Raw genomic sequence first — 21,198 nt, 5'->3', positions numbered from 1 at the left:
ACTGATTTCCTTGGCGATGCGGTGGAGGTTAACGGGTGTTCGCAGGGGTCGCAGGGGGCAGCTGTGCGGGGAGTTTGCGCACCTCGAACCGTTCCAGAACGGCGCCCAGGGCTTGCAGTTCCTCGGCGCTGAGTTCCTGGCCACGCGCATGGGGCGGCATTTGCAGCGAGAGATTCCAGTACTGGGCGCCGCGCTCGCAGACCTGGGCGGCGATGTTGATCGGCAGGGTGCCGATGACGGTGTCGCCGGCTTCGATGTGGGCCGCGTCCAGGTGGGAGAGGTGGCGATCATAGGTTGGGCCATGGGTTTGCATCCATTGGATGGCGCCGGGATGGCGGCTGATGAACCAGGTGGTCATGGGCTGGCTTTCGTGAAGAGCGCATCGGCGGCGGGTTTGCCGAGGCGGAGGATGGGGCGCTGCGCGCGCACGGGTATGGAGTGCACTGCGGCTGGGCCGGGGGTGATGGCAGCGGCTGCGCTGACCAGGCCCGGGTGCAGGCTGTAGCGGCCCAGGCCAAAGGTGGTTTCCTTGCCCAGGTGCAGCCATTGGCCCAAGTGCAGCAGCTCGATGAAGGGGGCCAGGGCAGCGGCCGGGCCGCTCAGCTGCAGCGTGCCCAGCAGGCCGCCCATGGGCATGCTTTGGCGCTGGCGGTTGGAGTAGCGGCTCCAGTCGTACCAGTTCAGGCAGCGGGCATCGATCTGGATCTGCTGGGCGCATGCGGTCAGTGCGCCAAAGTCTTGCTGCGGCGCGGCGGGGCCAAGCTGGGTGTCGAGCAGCAGCTGGCAGCGCCGCGCCAGGGTGATGAGCAGATCACGGGCGGTGAGGCTGGCGCGCGTGGCGGGCTTGCCTTGCTGTTGCAGGCGCAAGGGGGTGTGCAGGTGCAGGCTGAGGCGACTGGTTGTGCAGGTCTGCCGGGCGCTGGCTGATGCGGCGGCCTGGGCGGGTGTGGCTTGATCGGTTTGGGCGTTGGCAGCCTGGGTCAGTTCGCCCAGCCAGGCGGGCATGGGCGGCAGCGTCAGTGCGGCGGCGTCCAGCGGCTGGGGCGCGCCCTGGCCGGCTTGCCAAAGCGGTTGCGCCACGCCCTCGCGGTGCACGGCCAGCAGCGTGCAGGCGGCCTTGCCCGCACCCAGGCCGCGTTGGCAGGCCTGCTGCCAGGCCAGCACCAGGGTGGGCAGGTGTTGCAGGGCCAGGCCGATGAGCACCAGGCCGAAGCTGAAGGTCTCGCCCGCGCGCAGCGTGCGTGGCCCGTGGGCGCTGGCGCTGGTGGCTCGGATCGCAGCCTGGTTGTCGCTTGGCTGGTCGGCGGGCGCGCCAAATGGTGGAAATGGCGGCTCGATGACATAGGGCGCGGGCATCTGGCTGAACTTTTGCAGGCGGTGCTCCTCGCGCGGCACGGGGGCGAAGACCTGGCAGTAGGCGCAGCGCGTGTGCAGGGCGCAGGGCTGGCCGTCGCCGTGGGGCAGCGGCATCATGGCTTTGAGCGCATGCCCCCAGGCACCGCGCAGCATGGAGCCGGCATAGGCAGGCAGCGCCAGCGCCGCATCGGTGCGCACCAGCAGGCGCAGGCGGACGATGGGCAGGGGCGGGCGTGCAGGGGCACTCATCACTGGCCTTTGAGGGTGTTGAGCTTGAATTGCTTGCGCACTTCTTTGGGATCGAGGCCGTTGACCAGCTTGGGCAACCATTCCTCGATCGCGCTGGCTGCGGCTTGCTTTTCTTCGGCGCTCCAGTCGGCTGCGGCATGGGCTTTTTTGGCAAGCTCGCGCGCTTGGTTATGGATGGTGGCGTTGAGGTTTTCCTTCTTGCCGCGCAACTGCTGGTGACGCTCTTGCCATTGCTGTGCCAGTTTCATGATGTCTTGCATGACCGGGCTGAGGGTTTGCAGCTGGGCCGCGCGCTGTTCGGCCTGCAGTGCTTCTTGCAGGCTGGCTTCGGCCTTGGTGTCGCGTTGCATGAGGCCGAAGCCGATGGCGGTTTTGGCGCCTGCGCCCAGGTATTGCAGGCCGTGCTCCAGCGCTTGCCAGAGATCGTCCAGTTCTTTGGCCAGTGCGTCCGCCTCACCGGCGCCGGGGCGCGGCAGGATGATGAATTGCAGCTTGATGCTGCGGGCAGTGAGGTAGCCGATGGGCACGGGGGCGTGCCAGTCGCCGGGCTGGGCGTCGGCCGTCAGGGGGGTTTTGCTGCCTTGTTCGTACCACTTGCCCATGTGAGGGGTCATGACTTCCACGTGCAGCTGGCATGGCTGTACGGGCAGGGCGTCGAGAAAGATGAACTGGCCGCTGTGCTTGGCCACATCGCCTTTTTCGGCGGAGCCGAACCAGCGTTGCAGCAGCGCGCTTTTATCCTCGCCTTGGTAGGCAGTCTCGATGACGGCGCGCACCAGCCCCTTGACGGCGCTACCGCTCAGGTAGGGTGTGCCCAGGGTGGGGTGCCAGAGAAAGCCGTTTTCCAGCGGATGGGCGTTGCCCGTGCCGGTGACGAAGTTGCCTGCGCAGTGGTAGACGCGGGCCTGGCCGCGCTGGGCGGCGGCGAGTTGCAACAGGCGCTGGGCGTGTTTTTGCAGCGATTGGCCCTGGCCTGTGGGCTTGCGGCTGAACCGGTTGAGCCAGAGCTTGCGCGCATCGATGCCAACGGCGCTGAAATCGCTTTCATAGGCGTCAAAAAAGCGTTCGAACCACAGGCCCTGGTTCATGGCGTTGAAGTCGGGCTCAGGTGCAGCGCTGCCGTGGTAGAGGGGGAGATGGGATTCGGTCATGCGAGGCGTGGATGTGAGAGAAGGGTCAGGCTTTCTTCAGCAATGCCAGGGCAAATTTCTTCAGCCATTCGAGCAGGGCCTGGGCTTCGTTTTGCGCGGCCATGTAGTGCGGCATGTCGGAGCGGGTGATGGCCGTGAGCAGGTCGTCGGCTTCGTCAAAGATGCGCCCTTTGCTGTCCGCGCCGCACAGCCAGTCGCCCAGGATGCGGTAGATCCTGTCGTGGGTGCTGCCATTGCCTTGGCTGCGGTAAAAGGCCAGGGCCTGGCCCAGGCCGTTCATATGGATGAGCGCGGGCAGGCCGTTGAGGTAGCGGCGCATTTCGGCCTGAATGCTCTCGCTTTCTTGGGCAATGGCCTGAATGCGCGCCAGCGCAAACTGGGCGCGCTCTTGTTCCATGGTGCGCAAGGCGGTGCTGGGGTTGCTGGGGTTCATGCTGCGCTCCTCCTTCAAGCCTGGGCCTTGTGGATGCCTACGCGGCACCAGCCCATGCCGGTGGTTTCGTTGCCGCCCAGTTGCAGCCAGTTTTTGCCGGCGGGCAGCAGTTGTTCGAAGCGCTCGAGAAGTTGTGCGGCGCTGCGTTCGCTGCCTTTTTTGCGCGAGGCGGTGGCGGTCAGCGGGATGTAGAGCAGGGTTTCGGGCGGTAGCGACTCCTCGTGCCACAGCGCGCCGTCCTTGACGGTTTTGCTGGCCGCGTCGATGGCGATGTGGGCGTTGACGGGGGTGGCGTTTTGCACCAGGAAGGCAAAGATGTCGTTGCTGACCACCACCAGCTGCGCCTCGAGCGTGGGCGCATCGAGGCCGCCGCCGCTGAGTTGGGCCAGGGTTTGCGCCAGGGGGGCAATGTCCGTGTTTTGCTGTTGCGCGAAACGGAATTCCTCCAGGAACAAGGGACCTGCCTTGCCGCCCAGCGCGGTTTGTGCGTCGGGCGCGAAGCCTTGCGGGATGTTCAGGTTCAGCCCCAAGCGCTCGGCATGCTGGGCAAAGCGCCGCAGCGCGGCGGGGCAGGTGACCCACTTGAAGGCGCTTTGCAGCGAGCGCACGGGCAGGGCCAGCAGCAGGGCATCGCCCACCAGCAGGGCGCCGGCATGGCTGCTGTCGCGCTCGCCGGCGGCGGCGGCGTGGTCGGGGCCAAAAAGCTCAATCAGATCGTCTGGCTTGAAGTCCGGGTGGTGGAAGGCATGGGCGCGCAAGGCGCCCTTGACGGCGGAGCCGAACACGCAGGGCCAGCGGTTGTGGGCCTCGCGCTGGATGGGCAGATCCACGCCGGCGGCGGATTGGCCTGTGCCCGCGTGCAGCGGGGTGGCAGCGGTGAGCAAAAGCAGGGCGGATTGGGTGGTCATGCAGTCGTCCTCGAAGCAAGAAAAGCGAGTGGTTAAAGAGATTGGGGTTGGGGGCCGGGCAGGGTGCCCAGCAGAAACTGGCCGCGCCCGTTGGCGTCGGCCGGCTGTGCAAAGGCGCTGGCCTGCAAGGGCTGCCCATCCAGGCTTTGCACGTACAGCACGCTGCCGGGGGCCAGCAGGCTTTGCACGGGGCGGGCGCGGTGGCTTGCCAGATCCCAGCCGCCTTCGCGCAGGGCGCGGCCATTGGCGACGCTGAGGATGCGTAGGCGCTGGCCTGCCAGCTCGCCTTCCCACACTTGGGCGGGTTGGCCCTGGTCATTGGCAGGCTTGTAGGTGGAGGGCTGGAATTGCGGCGGAATACCAGCAGGCAGGTTGGCGCTGCACGGCAGAGGCGTGAGGGCGTAGAGCACGGCGGCTTGGGTGGGCCGGTTGTGGGTGGAAGCGGGCGCGCAGGGCAGGGGGGCATTGGAGTCTTGCCGCACTTGCAGGGCAGCTTGTCGCCCCTCGCCGCCCAAGCGGATGACCGTGCGCTCGGGCAGCAGGCTGGCATCGGCCAGGCCATGCAGGTGCAGCTCGACGCCCACGCCGGGGCGCAGGCGCAGGTGGCGGGTCTGGTACAGCAGCCCTTCCTGCACGCCCTTGCGGCGGTTGTCGCGGGCAATGCCCAGGCGGGGCTCGCTGACGAACAGCTCGCTGGCCTCCTTGACGTCTTCGGCTTTGGGGGCTTGGCCGCTCAGCACGTTTTGCATGCCTTGCTGCGTGAGCCAGCCGCCCTGCACCGGGGTGCTGCCCGCCAGCTCATCCAGGCCGGGCACCTGGCGAGGGAACTGTGGCAAATGCACGCGGCCCAGGTCGCATGCCACGGGCTCGCCCAGCTCCAGCAGGAAGTAGTGCGTCACACCCCCCTGCTGCTTGCGCATGAGGTTGGCGGGCGCGGGGTAGAGGCGTTGGCCATCCAGCGTGATGAAGGGGCCGCCAAGGCGCAGCGGGCCCAGGTCGTCCCCGTAACCAATGATGCCCGCCAGCGGGCTGCTTGCCTGAAAGCTGCGCCAATCGCTGCCGTGCCGACTGTGCCAGGCATCGCCGATGAGGGTGCGCAAGGCACCGGCCAAGGTGCGCACGGGCGGCGGGAACACGCTGCCCAGCTCGCTGCTGCCCACGCTGCCGTGGGGGCGCGATTCGCGGAAAAACCAGGTGTCGAACGGGGTGAAGTGGCAAATGAGTGTGGCGGTGGTCATGCCAGGGCTCCTTGGTCCTTGTCCAGGCCCTTGCGGGCCAGAAAGCGCACGAGCAGGGCGGCGTCCGGGTTAAGAGGGGCGTCTTTTTTCAGCTTGGCCTCGGCGCCGGCGTGAGGGCGTTGCCATTGCCAGCATTGGTCCAGCAGTTTGTTGAGCTGTTTGTTCAGCTGTTCGGTGTCAGGTTGGGCGCTGCGCTGACCCAGGTCGCCCCAGGAGTGCAGGTATTCGGCCAGCAACAGTTTTTCCAGGGTGGCCTGATCGGCGTCGCTGAAGCGCTCCAGCACCTGCTTCATGCGGAAGAAGAACTTGCTGGAGAAGGCCGCGTCGTCGTCGCCTTGGCGGGCGAACTCTTGGGCCAACTGGGCGAGCTTGACCACCTGTCCGCCCTGATCCAGCGCTTTCTCCCACGGCATGGCCCATTGCGCGGCCATGCCCGAGGGTTTCCAGACGCGCACGGCGATGGCATTGCGGCCGGTTTGCTCCTTGGCCACGTCGTCGAGCAGGCGGTGGGCATCCTGCAAGACGCGCGTGAGCGGGCTGCGAAAGTGCACGTACTCGATGGCGCCGGAGAGGGTGGAGTCGATGGGCTTGCCCTTGGGGCTGTGTTGCGCAAACAGGTCGCGGTACTTGGCTTGCAGCGCGGCGGCGGCAGGCAGGGCGTCTTCCAGCGGCAGCAGGGCCAGCACGTCGTCGCCGCCGGCGTAGATGAGAAAGCCGTTGTGCGCACGCACGATGTCGCCCACGGCCTGGGTGAAGTCGTTGAGCGCCTGGCTGATGGGGGTTTGCTTGTCCTCATCGCCCATGTGCTTGCCCAACTGGTCGCCATCCATCAGCAAGATGGCGTAGTAGGGCGAGGGCAGGTCTTTTTGCCCGGCGGCCTGGCGCAGTGCGTGCAACTGCCGCAGCACGGCGCGCGCCTGGGGCTGCTGGTCGCTGCCGAAGATGCGCGGGTTTTCCAGCGCGGTGGGGAAATACACCTGCCCGTCCAGCCCGGCCCAGTGGCGCTTGAAGCCCTGCCGCTGCCTGGCGGCCTCGGCCACGCAGCGGATGTCGATCTCGAAAGCTTGCTCTCGCATCACATGAGCGGACTCGCTTGCTTCTGTGACGGCGCTTGCATTCTGGAAAAAGCGCTCGAATGCTTCCGGGGGAGCTTTGCCTATGGTGTCGGCCAGCCAGGGCGCGGCAGCCAGAAAGGCCACGGAGGGCACGGCCGTGGGCACCTGCCAGCCGCCCACCTTGCCCAGCGTGCCGGGCAGTTCGGCCTCGACCGTATGGAAGCAGCGCGCAAAACGGCGCTTGATGAAAGCCACAGCACACAAGCGTTCGCCGTCGCCCAGGTCGGTGCAGATGCCGGGGGCATTTTGTGCCTTGAGCCGTTCCCAGAACTGGTCGACTTTGGCATTGCTGGTTTCGGCAACGCCGGAAAGCTCCTGCCAGCCGTCCATCATCATGCATTTGTGGCCCGGCTCTTCGGGCAGCACGGTATCGCGCCAGTTCTTGCGCCTGTCCAGCAGGCTGGGAGCGCTGGCGGCGTCGCTGAGCACCCAGGAGATTTCCCAGAAACGGCCGACCTGCCGCTGCCAGATTTCGCGTGTGGCTGGCAGGTCCATGGACCCGAGGTCTTGCCGCCAGACCGCGTCGGCCAGCGCTTGCCATGCGTTCTGCACGGCCTGTTCAACCCATTGGGGCTGAAAGTCTGCGGGCACCTTGGCAGTGGTGGCCATGAAGCGGTTGGGAATGCTGCCTTGCTGGGGCAGACGATCGTTGCAGCCGAGTTCGCCGCGCAGCGCACGCAAGTAGTCCGCATCTGGCACTGGAAACTTGACTTCACCCCTTTGCTTTTGGATGCACTCCACGGCCACGCCGGTCAGCCAGGAAAGAATGAACGAGCCGGCCCAGAAATCGCGCGTGCGCCGAGCCTGGGCCACAAAGCCTTGCACAGGCCCCAGGGTGAACTGAAAGATTTGGGTGGATTCAGCCATGGCGGCGCAGCTCCTTGTAATTGGCTTTGGTCTCGAGTTTGGTTTTGAAGCCGTCCATGTAGCGGTGGATGACGGCGTAGTCTGTAATGGGGTTGGGAATGGTCTGTGCCCTGCCTTTGCCGGGTTTGGCTTCGATGGCCATGTCCTTGTGCAGGTACAGGGCCGGCAGCAAGAGCTGAAGCGCAACGAAGCGCGAGTCCTTCAAGGCGTGGACATGGATGAACAAGGGTGATGCGCGGCGGCCACCGTTTTCCGGTGCGATGTCCATCTTGTGCCCGGTGGATGAAAAGAAATAGTTGTGCGGCAGGCCGAAAACGGCGCGTTTGGGCAGCTCCTTCAAGGAGGAGGCGCCTTGCACCAGATCGTGGTCGTCTTTGAAGTTCTGACGCGCCCGCTGACCGAGGACTTCATGTTGGCCAGTCTTGGGGTTGTGCCGACCATAGCCGCGATAAAGCTGCATTTCGTCACCGATGACTTTGAGAGTCTTGATGGCATCACTGCCTTCGCCGCTGATGTCGATGCGGCTGGCCTGACTGAAGGCCGTGAAGGGCGGCAAGGGCGTTGCGGGGGCGGAAAAGTCCAGTGTGTTGTTGACGAAGGCTTCGATGGCATCGCGTGTTTCAAACTCCTGCTTGTCTCCCTGGGTCGGTTGCAGGTACTGGATGGACAGCGAGCCCAGCCCCTTGCGCGAGCGGCTGCCCAGGCCGCCAAACAGGCCCAGTGCAATGGCGGCGTGCTCGATGCCGGAAATGTCATCTGAGGACAATTCGCAGGCGTATTGCAGGGTGACTTGCAGCTGGGATGGGGGAAGGTAGTCGCGCAGGACTTTGTCCCTGAAGTGGTAAAGCCCCAGCCCCAGCAGATAGCCGATGCCTTCCAGTTGCGTATCCAGGTCTTTTTTGTTGCACGGCTGGCCGCTGAGCGTGGACTGAACACGCACGGCGCTTTGCCGGGAGTCATTGCCATCGCTGGCTTTGCCAAACAGGGTGCCTTCCTTGTGGTGCAGGTTTTTCAGGGCCTGTGTCACATCGCCCTGAGCCTCGCGCAGAAACCGGCCCCAGAGCAAGGCGCGCCACCAAAAGCGCAGGGCGCCCTTGAAGGATGCGTTGCGAAACTGTGTGGCGTCAACCTCTTGAGGCTCTGCGCCGCCCAGGAACATCGGCGTGGTGATGCGGTAGTCGATGGTGGTTTGCGGTGGTTGGGTCAATGTCAACATGGCATGTGCTTTGGGGCTGGTGGATGGGGGCGGCAATCATCAATGGCGGTGGAGCGCCTCGACGATGCGAATCTGCGCCGCAGGCAGTGGCAGGCCGTAGCCGCCGCGTTTGGGGGTGGTGTCCTGCAGGCGCCAGTCCAGGCGCTGGCCGGTTTCGCTCCAGACGATGGCCGGGGCCAGCCATTGCGCCAGCTTGGCGGGCAGGCGCTGGGCGAACAGTTGGCCCAGGGTGTTCTTGCGCGTGTCGAACCACGATTGCGACACGCCTTTTTGCAGCGTGGTCAGGCTGGCGTCCTTGAACTCGGCGCGGGTGATGTTCCAGTTGCTCAGGGCATTGAGATCCTGGCGCCAGTCGCCGCAGCTTTGCAGGCCGCACAGGGGCATGAGTTCGTCGAGCATGAGCTTGGCCAGGCTGGGGTCGGCCTTGCCGCTGGCAGGGCGGGTGATGTCGTTTTCGTGTGCGATGCTGGCGCGTGCCATCAGGCAGAAAAAGGCCAGGTCGATGGCGCTGGGGTGGAATACCAGGCACAGCGCGGGAGCGGCACTTTCCAGGCGGATGCAGCGCTGGCGTATGTCCACGATGAGTTGCAGCCCCTCGGGGTTTTCGCCCAGGTTGATAAGCTGCACGAGCTGGGCGAAGCGCACAGGCTCGGGCTCGGGTGCGCTGGCTTGCAGCAGCACCTCGGGCAGGTTGTGACGGTGGCGGATGAAGGGGATGGGCGCGAGGGTGACGCGGGCGGCGCTGGCGTCCAGCGTGTGGCCGCTGGCCGTGCGGATGTGGCGGTGCGCATCGGCGTTGGTGGGAAACCAGAAGTCCGGGATGTTTTCGTAGCCCTCGCTGACCAGCACGTGCGAGAGGCTGTCCTGCGCGCGGCCGAACAGGCTCATGGCGTAGCCCATGTAAAAGGTCATGGTCTTGCGCCCACCGGCCAGCGAGGCATGCAGGCTGCAATGCGGCTGGGCAGTGCGGTTGCGTACCTCGGTCATGATGAAGTCGGCCAGGGCCTCGTGGTCGGCCAGGCTGCGGGCGTCTTCCACCGGCTCGCCCTGGGCGTTGGGCACGACCAGGATGTGGCTTTCGTCGAAGGCGGGCAAGGGGCGCTGCAGTTGCTGACACAGGCGCTGCAGATGGCCTTGCGCGATCAGCCCTTGCTGCGCCTTGGTTTTGCCCAGGCGGGTGGTGATGAGATAGATCTCGTCAGGCCATGTGCGCCGTTCGTGGGCGATGGCATACAGGGTTTCAGTGATGACTTGGGGCGAGGAGCCCGTGGTGGCAAGCAGAATGTGCAGAGGCTTCATGGAATGCGTTACCCGTTGATCAATTCGGGAGGCAGTGTCGCTTGATGCGTGAGTCAGATGCTTGAAGCCAAGCTTGGGTGACGGCAGGAAAGGTAAAGCCCCTTTGGGGCTGCCTGCCAAGACGTCGTCTGGCATGGTTGGTTGTATAGGCCGGGCGCATTGCCGAAAGAGACGACTCAAGCCCAATGGAACAAAATGTATCTTAATAAAACATTGTGTTAGTTTTGTTTTTGCCGGGGTTTTCCCTGGTGCCTTGGGGTTTGGGCTGGGTGGGACTCAGAAACAGTGGGCCGATGAGTGGGCCGGTGGATCGCGTGGTTACACTTGGGGAGGAATTGCACGAATCCAGCGGCCAAGTGCGCGCTGTGGTTCGGTATGGGATGCGAAGCGCGAGCCGCAGCAATGGCCTCTCGCCATTGCGGGGACGAGCAACGGCGCAGACCGCCCGAATCTGCAGATGCGCATGGCGCAGCGGTCCGTGAAGATTCGTCTTTGAGCCATGACGCGGCGACAGTGCGGCTGGTTGTTGTTCCGGTGGGGCTGCCTGGATGGATCGGCGTTGCTGCGGGTCCGTGTCGATAGTTAATGGTTTTTTTATTTCGCCTCTCAGGCCAGCTATGAGCAAACAGCAATCGAACCCGCGCAGCGGGCGCAAGCAGGCGGCCTTGGCCGCGCAGGAGGTGGTGGCGCAGCCGCAGGCGGCCGCCGTGCAGGGGGGCGGGGCGCTGCCGCAGTTGTTGGAGTCTTCGCTGGCGCGCGACATTGCCCGGGCGATGATGGATGGCTTCAACCGCCACTACCGCCTGTTCCGTCAGGAGACGGCGCGCGCCAAGCACCGTTTCGAGACGGCCGATTGGCATGGCCAGCAGCGCGGCCAGCGCGAGCGCATCGAGTTCTACGACGTGCGCGTGCGTGAGTGCGTGCAGCGGCTGGAAAAAGAGTTTCGCGCTGGCTCGCAGCCCATGGAGGTCTGGCACGAGGCCAAGCTGCTGTACATCGGCCTGCTGGTGGGGCATTTCCAGCCGGAGCTGGCCGAGACCTTCTTCAACTCGGTGACGACCAAGATCCTGCACCGCACGTATTTCCAGAACAGTTTCCTGTTCGTGCGCCCGGCCATCAGCACGGAGTACATCCAGATTGACGAGCCCTCGGAATCGACCACTTTCCGCTGCTATTACCCGCGGCGCGATGCGCTGGAGGAGGTGGCGGCGCAGATGCTGGAGGACTGCCGCCTGCAGCGCGCCTTCACCGACCGCGCGCGCGACGTGCGGCGCGTGGCGCAGGCGCTGTCGGCCATGCTGGGCGATGCCAAGATCCGCACCAATTTCCAGATCCAGGTGCTCTCCAGCCTGTTTTACCGCAACAAGGGCGCGTACCTGGTGGGCAAGCTCATCAACGGCTTTGACGAGATGCCCATCTGCCTGCCCATCCTGCACGACGAGCGCGGCGGCCTGTACGTGGACGCGCTGCTGCACACCGAGCGCGACATGCACACGCTGTTCTCGTTCTCGCGCGCCTATTTCATGGTGGACATGGAAATCCCCTCGGCCTACGTGCAGTTTCTGCGCAGCATCATGCCGCGCAAGCCGCGCAACGAGATCTACAACTCGCTGGGCCTGGCCAAGCAGGGCAAGAACCTGTTCTACCGCGACTTTCTCAGCCACCTGCGCAGCTCCACCGACAAGTTCCGCATCGCGCCGGGCATCAAGGGCATGGTGATGCTGGTGTTCGACCTGCCGAGCTTTCCCTACGTGTTCAAGCTCATCAAGGACTACTACCCGCCGCAGAAGGAAACCACGCGCGAGCAGATCAAGGGCAAGTACCGCTTGGTCAAGCAGCACGACCGCGTGGGCCGCATGGCCGACACCATGGAGTACAGCGAGGTGGCCTTTCCGCGCGCGCGCTTCGAGGACGAGCTGATCGCCGAAATCCAGAAGTTCGCCCCCAGCCAGCTGGAAATCTCCGACCGCGACGGCGACGGCAACGTGGAGGTCATCCTCAAGCACCTGTACATCGAGCGGCGCATGATCCCGCTGAACATCTACCTGCAAGAGACTTTCGACGCCGGCGAGGGCGACGCGCGCGCCCAGCGCCAGATGGAGCACGCCGTGATCGAATACGGCAACGCCATCAAGGACCTGGTGGCGGCCAATATCTTCCCCGGCGACATGCTGTGGAAGAACTTTGGCGTCACGCGCCACGGCAAGGTGGTGTTCTACGACTACGACGAGATCGAATACCTGACCGACTGCAATTTCCGCAAAGTGCCCGCGCCGCGCAACGAGGAGGAAGAAATGAGCGGCGAGATCTGGTACAGCGTGGCCAGGAACGACGTCTTTCCCGAGACCTTCGGCCCCTTCCTGCTGGGCAACCCGCGCGTGCGCGACATTTTCATGCAGCACCACGGCGATTTGCTGGAGCCGCAGTTCTGGCAGCAGCACAAGGAGCGCATCCAGCAAGGCCATGTGTACGATGTGTTCCCCTACGACGGCAGCAGCCGCTTTGCGGACGAGGGCGGCGCAGCGCCTGCCGATGCCGCCGCCAATGCCGCCGCACTGGCCCCGCCCGGCGGCACGGCCCAGAGTGGCAATGTGCCCGCCTGAGTGTCAGCGCGTGCCGTGCCGTCTGGCGTTGGCAGATGCGCTTTGAGTCTTGTGAACAGCCCTCTTGCTTGCCGCGCCTGCCCGCTAGCCGCCTTACCCCCATGACATTGCCCGCCGCGCAACCCCAGCACATCTGGCGCATCAACGCCTACCTCATCCTCATCACCTGTGCGCTGGCCTCGGCGCTGCTGCTCGTGGGCCTGGCCCTGCTGGCGTGGGAATGGCAGCGTGCGCGCCCAACGCCGGTGGCGAACCTGGTGGCCACGGACGTGAGCGGCCATGTGCAGCGCGAGCGTCTGTCCTACCGCCTGCGCCACACCCAGGGCGACGTGGTGGTGCTGGACGTGGTGGCCGACCAGCAGATCGAGCAGGCGATGGGCTCCAAAATTGCCTCGGGCGTCATGCGCAACCAGTTGTTCGTGAACGTGGCCGATGGCAGCAGCGCGCGCCTGTTGCCCGATGATCGCGGCTTGGTCGTGCAAGTCTGGGCCGTACGTGGTGACGGCGCGGTGAGCAGAACCTATGGGCCTGAAACCGATGAGCGGCCGCTGCCGGTCGTGCGCGCGCGCCTGTACGAAGTGGTCAGTCAAGACAGCAACGGCGACGGCCGCCTGAGCGCCAGCGACCAGCGCCGCCTGCTGCTGGCGCGCGCCGACGGCAGCGCGCCCGTGACCCTGGCCGAAGGCATGGCCCGCATGGACGGCGCCGCGCTGGACGCAGCGGGCGAGCTGCGCCTGACCGCCGTCCCGGCCGGCGGCGGCATGCAGCTATACCGTTTTGATCTTTCACGCTGGGCGGCCTTGCCGCCCGTTTCCCTTCCCTCATTGCCAAAGGAGCACTGAACCCATGTCCGAATCCATCGTCATCGTCTCCGCCGCCCGCACCCCTATGGGCAGCTTTCAGGGCGACTTCGCCGCACTGGCCGCGCACGATCTGGGCGGCGCCGCCATCCAGGCCGCTGTGGAGCGCGCTGGCGTCAAACCCGAGCAGGTCGATGAAGTCATCTTCGGCAACGTGCTGATGGCCGGCCAGGGCCAGGCCCCGGCGCGCCAGGCCACGCTCAAGGGCGGGCTGCCGCTGTCCACCGGCGCTGTGACCGTGCACAAGGTCTGCGGCTCGGCCATGAAGACCATCATGATGGCCGCCGACATGCTCAAGGCCGGCTCGGCCGAGGTCATTGTCGCCGGCGGCATGGAGAGCATGACCAACGCCCCCTACCTGCTGAAAAAAGGCCGCGGCGGCTACCGCCTGGGCCACGACAAGGTCTATGACCACATGATGCTCGACGGCCTGGAAGACGCCTACGAAGAAGGCCGCAGCATGGGCACCTTCGGCGAAGACTGCGCCGCCAAGTACAGCTTCACGCGCCAGGCGCAGGACGAATTCGCCATGACCAGCGTCAAGCGCGCGCAAGAGGCCATCGCCCAAGGCGCGTTCAAGGACGAAATCACCCCCGTCACCGTCAAGGAGCGCAAGGGCGAGCGCGTGGTGGACACCGACGAAGGCCCGGGCCGCATCAACCCCGAGAAGATCCCCACCCTCAAGCCCGCCTTCAAGAAAGACGGCACCATCACCGCCGCCGCCAGCTCCAGCATCAACGACGGCGCCGCCGCCGTGGTGCTGATGACCGAAAGCAAGGCCAAGGCCCTGGGCCTGAAGCCCCTGGCGCGCATCGTCAGCTACGCCACGCACGCGCAAGAGCCCGGCTGGTTCACCACCGCCCCCGTGCCCGCCAGCCAGAAGGCGCTGGACAAGGCCGGCTGGAAGGTCGAGGACGTGGACCTGTGGGAAATCAACGAAGCCTTCGCCGTCGTGCCCATGGCCCTGATGCACGATTTGAACGTGCCGCATGACAAAGTCAACGTCAACGGCGGCGCCTGCGCCCTGGGCCACCCCATCGGCGCCAGCGGCGCGCGCATCCTGGTCACGCTGCTGTACGCCCTGAAAACCCGCGGCCTGAAAAAAGGCCTGGCCACGCTGTGCATCGGCGGCGGCGAGGGCACGGCGATGACGGTGGAGATGCTGTAAGAACCGGTTCAAAACCCTGGCGCGGCGGGCACGCAAGCGGATTGGGGCAGGCTGCGCCTGGCATCCCATCCCCAACCGCTTGTTGCCCACGCGCGCCGGGGTCTTGACCAGGTTCCAAGCAGCACGCGGCCTGCATGCCTGACCGGGGCGTGCCCCAGGCCGCACCGCAGCCGCGGCGCAGCCCGGAAAAGTGCTGGGCCGCTCCTGAAAAAATAGCGCCATCGCCTGACAATAGGGCGATGGCGCTATTTTTCATTCATACCACCCAAGCAAGAAAGGCCCGCCCCGCCATGATCGAGTCACTGCAAGCCCTGCGCCAGCTCTACCCGCAAGCCTCGGCGCGCTCGCGCGCCAAGCAGCTGGACCATCTGGACGCCGCCATGCGCCGCTTCATTGCCCACGCGCCGCTGTGCATCCTTGCCAGCGCGGGCGCGAACGGGCATGGTCTGCTGGACGCCTCGCCGCGCGGCGGCCTGCCCGGCTTCGTGCAAGCGCCCGATGCGCGCACCCTGCTCATCCCCGACGCCACGGGCAACAACCGCCTGGACACACTGGAAAACCTGCTGGCCGACCCGCGCCTGGGCCTGCTGTTCCTGCTGCCTGGCGTGGACGAGGTGCTGCGCGTCAACGGCACGGCGCGTCTGCGTGACGAAGCCGCCTTCACCCAGCGCTTTGCGGCAGGCGGCATCCGGCCGCCGCGCCTGGTGATCGAAATGGCCGTGCAAGAGGCCTACCTGCACTGCCCCAAGGCCTTGATGCGCGCCCGCCTGTGGCGGCCCGAGGCGCAGGCGGCGCCAGGCGCCTTCCCCAGCATGAACGCCATGCTGCGCGCCCAGCTCGGCGCGCAGGTCGTGCCTGAAACGGAGGAAGAAGCCCGCCAGCGCTACCGCGCCCAGCTGCGCGAGGAAGGCCTGGACACGTTCTAAGAGCCTGTTCAAACTCTTTGCACGGCGGTCAAGAGAGCGGATTTGGGCGGTCTGCCGCGTTGCAAAGCCTCGCCATAGCCCAGCTATGGCTGCGTTTTGCGCCTTGCAGCCCACCCCAAACCGCTTCTTGCCCACCCGCGCCGAGATTTTGAACAGGCTCTAAGGAGGTGGCGAGATTGGGTTGGCGAAGCGGTTTTTCGAGGCAAAAGCCGCAGATGCCAAGCAAACATGCGCGCAAGGTCGCAGGCGCCGCGCACGCATTTTCAACGCAGCAGATGCGGCGTTTGGGCCGAAAACACCGCTGCGACACTCAATCTCAACAGCCCCTGGAGTGCGTTTCAAGTCTCGGAGCGGTGGGCAACGACCGTGCAGCGCAGGCATTACCAGGCATTGCAGGCATTGGCCATTGGGCCTGCGCAAGTGTTTTGCCGGCCTGCGCCCGGCCTTGGGGCTCAGTGCCCGTCGAACTGCACCAGCGTCAGCAGCGGCGTGCCGCGCTCGCGCACCTTGGCCGAGCCGCCCAGCTCGGGCAGATCGACGATGACAGCGCATTCCATGACCTGAGCGCCCAGGCGTTCGAGCAGCTTGATGCCGGCCATCATCGTGCCGCCGGTAGCGATCAGGTCGTCGATCAGCAGCACGCGCTGGCCCTGGTGCACGGCGTCGGTGTGCAGCTCGACGGTGGCGCTGCCGTATTCGAGCTCGTAGGTCTCCTCCACCGTGGTGAAGGGCAGCTTGCCTTTCTTGCGGATCGGGATGAAGCCCACGTTCAGCGCATAGGCCACGACCGAGCCGATGATGAAGCCGCGCGCGTCCAGCCCTGCGACCACGTCTGGGCGCATGCCGGCGGCGCTGTAGCGCTGCACCAGCACGTCGATGAGCACGCGAAACACCTGCGGGTTCTGCAGCAGCGGCGTGATGTCACGAAATTGCACGCCAGGGCTGGGCCAATCGGGCACGGTGCGGATGTGCTGGCGCAAAAAGGTGCGGGGGTCGAGTGCGGGCTGGTGCAAGGCGGCGGGGCTGGGCATGGCGTGTGGCGTTGGCGTGTGGGGCAGGGCGCGCGCGTGCGGGACACACGAGCGTCCGCCGCACCGGCTGCGATGGCTGGTGCGGCGGGCTGCGTAGTGTAAAGTCCCGGCGGGTCGGGCGGCGCCCCCGCGCCCATGACCTTGCACTACGCTCGCAAGGCAGCGTCTCGGTTGTGGCGGCGCGTTTTTCACCCCCCTCTTTCTTCAACCGCTTGCCAGTGGCAAGACAACAGGCAGTACGAACATGAGCATCCAGACAGTAGGCATCATCGGCGCAGGCACCATGGGCAACGGCATCGCACAGGCAGTGGCCGCCGCAGGGCTACAGGCCATCATGGTGGACATCTCCCAGGCGGCGGTGGACAAGGGCCTGGCCACCATTGGCGCCAGCCTGGATCGCCTGGTCAAGAAGGACAAGATCAGTGAGGCCGACAAGGCCGCCATCCTCGCGCGCGTGCAGGGCGCGACGGACTACGCCGCGCTCAAGCCGGCGCAGATCATCATCGAGGCCGCCACCGAGAACTACGAGCTCAAGCTCAAGATCCTCAAGCAGGTCGAGGATGTGGCCGCGCCGGGCACCATCCTGGCTTCCAACACCTCGTCGATCTCAATCACCAAGCTGGCTGCGCACACGCGCGAACCCGAGCGCTTCATTGGCATGCACTTCTTCAACCCGGTGCCGATGATGGCGCTGGTGGAAGTCATCCGCGGCCTGCAGACCTGCGATGCCACGCACGATGCCGTCACCGAGCTGGCGCGCACGCTGGGCAAGACGCCGGTGTCCGTGAAGAACGCGCCGGGCTTCGTCGTCAACCGCATTCTGGTGCCGATGATCAACGAGGCCTTCTTCGTGCTGGCCGAAGGCTCGGCCGAGCCCGAGGCCATCGACGAGGCCATGAAACTCGGCGCCAACCACCCCATTGGCCCGCTGGCGTTGGCTGACCTGATCGGCCTGGATGTGTGCCTGGCCGTGATGGAGGTGTACCTGGAGGAGTTTGGCGACAGCAAGTACCGCCCCGCGCCGCTGCTGCGCGAGCTGGTTGCCGCCGGCTACCTGGGCCGCAAGACCAAGCGCGGCGTGTACCAGTACTGAGCCTGCCCCAAGAAGCCGCGCCGGGCGGCCATGGCCTGAGGGCCTTGGCCGCCGGCTTCGTGCCCAACCGAATGAACCGCCGGTGGCGCTGGCGCGCCACCGGGCCCGGGAGCTGCCGCCATGTCCAGCCCGATCATTACCAGCCTGCTCGACACCGACCTGTACAAGTTCACCATGTGGCAGGCCATGCTGCACCGCCATCCGCAGGTGCAGGCCCAGTACCGCTTCGTCTGCCGCAAGCCGCCCAAGATCCCGCTCAGCGGCCTGCTCGATGCGGTGGACCGCGAGCTCGACCACCTCTGCCAGCTGCGCTTTACCGAGCAGGAGCTGCGCTACCTGGGCGCGCTGCGCTTCATCAAGTCGGACTTCATCGACTTTCTGCGCATCTTCCAGTTCCAGCGCGCCTTCATTCGCGCCTATGCCGAGGGCGACGAGCTGCACATCGAGGCCGCAGGCCCGCAGGTGCACGTCATGGCCTTCGAGATCTTCGTGCTGGCCATCGTCAACGAGCTGTACTTCCGCCAGTTCGACGCCCAGGCCGCGCTGGCCGAGGGCAAGAAGCGCCTGGCCGTCAAGGTCGAGGAGCTCAAGACCCTGGGGCGCGAGGCGGCGCTGCGCCACCCCTTCGAGCTGTTCGACTTCGGCGTGCGGCGGCGCTACTCGCGCGACTGGCAGCACCACGTGGTCAAGACCTTTGCCGAGCAAACCCCGCAGTGGTTCAAGGGCACCTCCAACGTGCGCCTGGCCATGGAGCTGGGCATCGTGCCCATTGGCACCATGGCGCACGAATACTTCCAGACCTACCAGGCGCTGGGCGTGGTGCAGCTGCGCAACTTCCAGAAGGCCGCGCTGGAGAGCTGGGTGCAGGAATACCGCGGCGATTTGGGCATAGCGCTGACCGACACCGTCGGCATGGACGCCTTCATCCGCGACTTCGACCTGTACTTTGCCAAGCTCTTCGACGGCCTGCGCCACGACTCGGGCGACCCCATCGTCTGGGGCGAGAAGGCGCTGGCGCACTACGCGCAGCTGCGCATCGACGCGCACACCAAGCGCCTGGTGTTCTCCGACGGGCTGAACGTGCCCGAGGCGCTGCGCATCTACCACCACTTTGCCGACCGCACGCAATGCGGCTTTGGCATCGGCACGCAGCTGACCAACGACATGGGGCTGGAGCCGCTGTCCATCGTCATGAAGCTCACCAGCGCCAACGGCCAGCCGGTGGCCAAGCTCTCGGACTCGCCGGGCAAGCTGCTGTGCGATGACCAGACCTTTCTGGACTACCTGCGCCAGGTCTTCAACGTCCCCCCCGAGAGCGCTGGCGCTGCGCGCGCCTGAGGGCCTGGGCCATGAGCGCCGCGCCGCAGCCCCAGTACGACGCCGCCGTCTTCATCGGTCGCCTGCAGCCGCCGCACCGCGGCCACCTGGCCATGCTGCGCCATGCGCTGCGCGTGGCGCCGCAGGCCGTGGTCGTGCTCGGCTCGGCCCACCAGGCGCGCAGCCCCAAGAACCCCTTCACCTGGCAGGAGCGCCAAGCCATGGTGCAGGCGGCGCTGACGCCCGAGGAGCGCCAGCGCGTGCACTTTCTGCCCATGCGCGACTTCTACGACGAGGCGCGCTGGGTGCAGGCCGTGCGCCAGGGCGTGCAGGCCCTGCTGGCGCCGCTGGCCTTGCCGGCTGCGCCGCGCATCGCGCTGGTGGGCCACTTCAAGGACGACAGCAGCGCCTACCTGGCGCAGTTCCCCGACTGGGCGCTGCTGAACCTGCCGCGCCAAAACCAGACCGACGCCACGCTGGTGCGCGAAGCCTGTTTCGCCACCGCGCCCGATGCCGACGCCAGCGCCCAGACGCAATTGCAGCAATTGCTGCACGCGCACCTGCCGCCGGGCGTGGCGCAATGGCTGTTGCAGTGGCGCAGTGCAGAGGTTTTCCAAAGCCTGCGCCAGGAATGGCAGATGCTGCGCGCCTACCGCCAATCCTGGGCGGCGGCGCCATTTGCGCCGACCTTCGTGACCGTCGATGCGCTGGTGCAATGCCAGGGCCATGTGCTGCTGGTCGAGCGCGGCCAGCCGCCCGGCCAGGGCCTGTACGCGCTGCCCGGCGGCTTTTTGGAGCCGCGCGATACGCTGTGGCAATCCTGCCTGCGCGAACTGCGCGAGGAAACGGCGCTGGCGCTGGACGAGGCCGCCTGGCGCGCCGCGCTGCGCGGCAGCCGCGTGTTCGACCACCCCGACCGAAGCCTGCGCGGGCGCACCATCACGCATGTCTTCCACTTCGACCTGGGCCATGGCGCATTGCCGCCAGTGCGCGGCGCCGACGACGCCCGCGCAGCCCTGTGGCTGCCCATCGCCCAGGTGGCCAGCCAGCCCGAGCGCTTCTTCGACGACCACTTCTTCATCCTCGACATGCTGCTGCGGCTCACGCATGAGCTGTGAGTGCAGTTCGCCGCGCGCCGTGGTTCTGGCGCGCTGCTGGGCGATTGCGCCCGGTAGTGGCTGGCGGTGTTGGCTTTGAGTGTCGGGGCCGGGATGTGCGCCCGGCGGCGCAGTCACTTTCTTTTTTGTCGAAAAAAGAAAGTGACCAAAGAAAAACGACCCTGCTGCCTGCGTCCCCGGCGCTGTGCGCCGGGGCAACCTGGGCCGCTGGCCTGCCTGAGCGGATGCTGCGGAAACTCGCTGCGCGGCTTTGCCGCTACGCTCAAACAGCCGCAGCGAAATTTGATGAACGAAGCAGGCCCACTGTGTGTGGGCCTGTCCGCCCAGGCAGGCCAGCGGCCCAGGCGCAGGCAGAAGGGACTTTGTTCGGGCCATCGCTGCGCTCGGCCCTTGGGTGGGCGCTGGCGCGCCCACTTTGTGCTGCGCAGAGTTCTTGAATAGGCTCTCAGGCTGTCTCAAGCGCCAGCGCCAGCCGTGGCGGCGGGCGCGACGCGGGCGCCGTGGATGTGGTGGCGTTGCAGGGCCTGGGCGACGAAGCCGCTGGCCTTCATGTCCTCGACGAAGGCGGCCAGGTACTGGGCCAGCTCGGGGCCGCGCGCCTTGGGCAGGCCCATGGCCTGCTCGATGACCATGAAGCTCTCGGGCAGCATGCGCAGCGCGTGCTGCCCGGCCAGGCGCTGCACGTCGGCTTCGAGCTGCTGCTTCACGCCGGCGGCCACTTCCAGTTGCTGCTCCAGAAAGGTCTGCACCACGGTTTGCGAATTGCTGGCGCGCACCAGCTGGGCCTGCGCCAGGGCGCGCGTCAGGTACAGGTCGTAGGCGCTGCCCGCGCCCACCACCACGCGGTGCTGGGGCTGGTCAACCTGGGCATTGGTCTGGATGGGCGAATCCTGCGCCACCAGGTAGCAGCCTTCGATCAGCACGTAGGGGGCGGTGAAGGCGATGCCCGCGCCGCGCGCCGGGTCGATGGCGAAGAAGCCGATGTCGGCCGCTTGCGTGCTCACGGCCTCGACCGATTGGCTGGCCTTTTCAAACACCAGCGGCTCCAGCTCCAGGCCCAGGCGCTGCGCCAGCGCGCCGGCCAGATCGACGGACACGCCGCAGGGCGCGCCCGAGGCATCGAGGCTGGCCAAAATGGGGTTGCCCAGATTGATGGCGGCGCGCAGCCGGCCGGTGGGGGCAAAAGCCGCAAGGGCTTGGGAGGGCAGGGTCATGGTGGCGTCCTTTCGAGTGCGTCGAGGCCAGTCGGG

18 protein-coding genes are annotated in these 21,198 nt (G+C 66.2%); 7 read left to right on the top strand and 11 right to left on the bottom strand.

From position 1 onward, the window contains the following. Positions 1-28: 28 nt before the first annotated feature. The 9 genes from csx16 to csm6 are packed head-to-tail and all read right to left on the bottom strand — an operon-like array spanning position 29 to position 9,832. The gene (csx16, locus tag CK625_RS11015; protein WP_095540374.1) at positions 29-358 is read right to left on the bottom strand and encodes a CRISPR-associated protein Csx16; all 330 of its coding nucleotides are present in this window, start codon (positions 356-358) and stop codon (positions 29-31) included. Further along, positions 355-1,605, bottom strand: coding sequence for a CRISPR system precrRNA processing endoribonuclease RAMP protein Cas6 (gene cas6, locus CK625_RS11010; protein ID WP_172425147.1), 1,251 nt, complete (start codon positions 1,603-1,605; stop codon positions 355-357). Before cas6 ends, csx16 begins: the two co-directional genes overlap by 4 nt. Continuing rightward, positions 1,605-2,756, bottom strand: coding sequence for a type III-B CRISPR module RAMP protein Cmr6 (gene cmr6 / locus CK625_RS11005; RefSeq protein WP_095540372.1), 1,152 nt, complete (start codon positions 2,754-2,756; stop codon positions 1,605-1,607). The genes cas6 and cmr6 overlap by 1 nt, the downstream gene beginning before the upstream one ends. A gap of 25 nt (positions 2,757-2,781) precedes the next feature. Further along, positions 2,782-3,189, bottom strand: coding sequence for a type III-B CRISPR module-associated protein Cmr5 (cmr5, locus tag CK625_RS11000; protein WP_095540371.1), 408 nt, complete (start codon positions 3,187-3,189; stop codon positions 2,782-2,784). Between the two features lie 14 nt (positions 3,190-3,203). After that, entirely contained in the window at positions 3,204-4,097 is an 894-nt protein-coding gene (gene cmr4, locus CK625_RS10995; RefSeq protein ID WP_095540370.1) for a type III-B CRISPR module RAMP protein Cmr4, read from the bottom strand. Between the two features lie 32 nt (positions 4,098-4,129). Then, positions 4,130-5,335 (bottom strand): type III-B CRISPR module-associated Cmr3 family protein, encoded by a 1,206-nt coding sequence (locus CK625_RS10990; protein ID WP_095540369.1) that lies wholly within the window; start codon positions 5,333-5,335, stop codon positions 4,130-4,132. Continuing rightward, on the bottom strand, positions 5,332-7,317 hold the full coding sequence (gene cas10 / locus CK625_RS10985; protein ID WP_095540368.1) for a type III-B CRISPR-associated protein Cas10/Cmr2: 1,986 nt from the start codon (positions 7,315-7,317) through the stop codon (positions 5,332-5,334). Before cas10 ends, CK625_RS10990 begins: the two co-directional genes overlap by 4 nt. Beyond that, positions 7,310-8,533, bottom strand: coding sequence for a type III-B CRISPR module RAMP protein Cmr1 (gene cmr1, locus CK625_RS10980; RefSeq protein WP_095540367.1), 1,224 nt, complete (start codon positions 8,531-8,533; stop codon positions 7,310-7,312). Before cmr1 ends, cas10 begins: the two co-directional genes overlap by 8 nt. A gap of 39 nt (positions 8,534-8,572) precedes the next feature. After that, positions 8,573-9,832, bottom strand: a complete 1,260-nt coding sequence (csm6, locus tag CK625_RS10975) for a CRISPR-associated ring nuclease Csm6 (protein WP_172425146.1) — start codon at positions 9,830-9,832, stop codon at positions 8,573-8,575. 773 nt (positions 9,833-10,605) lie between these two features. Here csm6 and aceK point away from each other — a divergent pair. From aceK to CK625_RS10955, 4 genes are all read left to right on the top strand, one after another. After that, the gene (gene aceK, locus CK625_RS10970; protein ID WP_238945637.1) at positions 10,606-12,435 is read left to right on the top strand and encodes a bifunctional isocitrate dehydrogenase kinase/phosphatase; all 1,830 of its coding nucleotides are present in this window, start codon (positions 10,606-10,608) and stop codon (positions 12,433-12,435) included. A 101-nt stretch (positions 12,436-12,536) separates the two neighbouring features. Next, positions 12,537-13,277 (top strand): hypothetical protein, encoded by a 741-nt coding sequence (locus CK625_RS10965; protein WP_095540364.1) that lies wholly within the window; start codon positions 12,537-12,539, stop codon positions 13,275-13,277. A 4-nt stretch (positions 13,278-13,281) separates the two neighbouring features. Continuing rightward, positions 13,282-14,463, top strand: a complete 1,182-nt coding sequence (locus CK625_RS10960; protein ID WP_095540363.1) for an acetyl-CoA C-acyltransferase — start codon at positions 13,282-13,284, stop codon at positions 14,461-14,463. A gap of 290 nt (positions 14,464-14,753) precedes the next feature. Next, on the top strand, positions 14,754-15,389 hold the full coding sequence (locus CK625_RS10955; protein ID WP_095540362.1) for an MSMEG_1061 family FMN-dependent PPOX-type flavoprotein: 636 nt from the start codon (positions 14,754-14,756) through the stop codon (positions 15,387-15,389). 452 nt (positions 15,390-15,841) lie between these two features. Here CK625_RS10955 and CK625_RS10950 read toward each other — a convergent pair whose 3' ends face one another. Next, on the bottom strand, positions 15,842-16,420 hold the full coding sequence (locus CK625_RS10950; RefSeq protein ID WP_095540361.1) for an adenine phosphoribosyltransferase: 579 nt from the start codon (positions 16,418-16,420) through the stop codon (positions 15,842-15,844). 244 nt (positions 16,421-16,664) lie between these two features. Here CK625_RS10950 and CK625_RS10945 point away from each other — a divergent pair, with 244 nt between their 5' ends. The 3 genes from CK625_RS10945 to CK625_RS10935 all read left to right on the top strand — a co-directional run bounded on the left by CK625_RS10945 (position 16,665) and on the right by CK625_RS10935 (position 19,948). Further along, positions 16,665-17,513, top strand: a complete 849-nt coding sequence (locus CK625_RS10945; RefSeq protein ID WP_095540360.1) for a 3-hydroxybutyryl-CoA dehydrogenase — start codon at positions 16,665-16,667, stop codon at positions 17,511-17,513. A gap of 120 nt (positions 17,514-17,633) precedes the next feature. After that, positions 17,634-18,851 carry a nicotinate phosphoribosyltransferase gene (pncB, locus tag CK625_RS10940; RefSeq protein ID WP_095540359.1) on the top strand — a complete coding sequence of 406 codons (1,218 nt, stop codon included), beginning with the start codon at positions 17,634-17,636 and terminating at the stop codon, positions 18,849-18,851. Positions 18,852-18,862: 11 nt separating this feature from the next. After that, on the top strand, positions 18,863-19,948 hold the full coding sequence (locus CK625_RS10935) for a bifunctional nicotinamide-nucleotide adenylyltransferase/Nudix hydroxylase (protein WP_095540358.1): 1,086 nt from the start codon (positions 18,863-18,865) through the stop codon (positions 19,946-19,948). 455 nt (positions 19,949-20,403) lie between these two features. Here the strand turns inward: CK625_RS10935 and CK625_RS10930 are convergent, their stop codons facing one another. Further along, positions 20,404-21,162, bottom strand: a complete 759-nt coding sequence (locus CK625_RS10930) for an ABC transporter substrate-binding protein (protein ID WP_095540357.1) — start codon at positions 21,160-21,162, stop codon at positions 20,404-20,406. Positions 21,163-21,198: the final 36 nt, after the last annotated feature.

The sequence above is a fragment of the Vandammella animalimorsus genome, assembly GCF_002285265.1.
Classification (GTDB): domain Bacteria; phylum Pseudomonadota; class Gammaproteobacteria; order Burkholderiales; family Burkholderiaceae_C; genus Lampropedia.
This window is presented reverse-complemented; position numbering and strand designations above follow the sequence as displayed.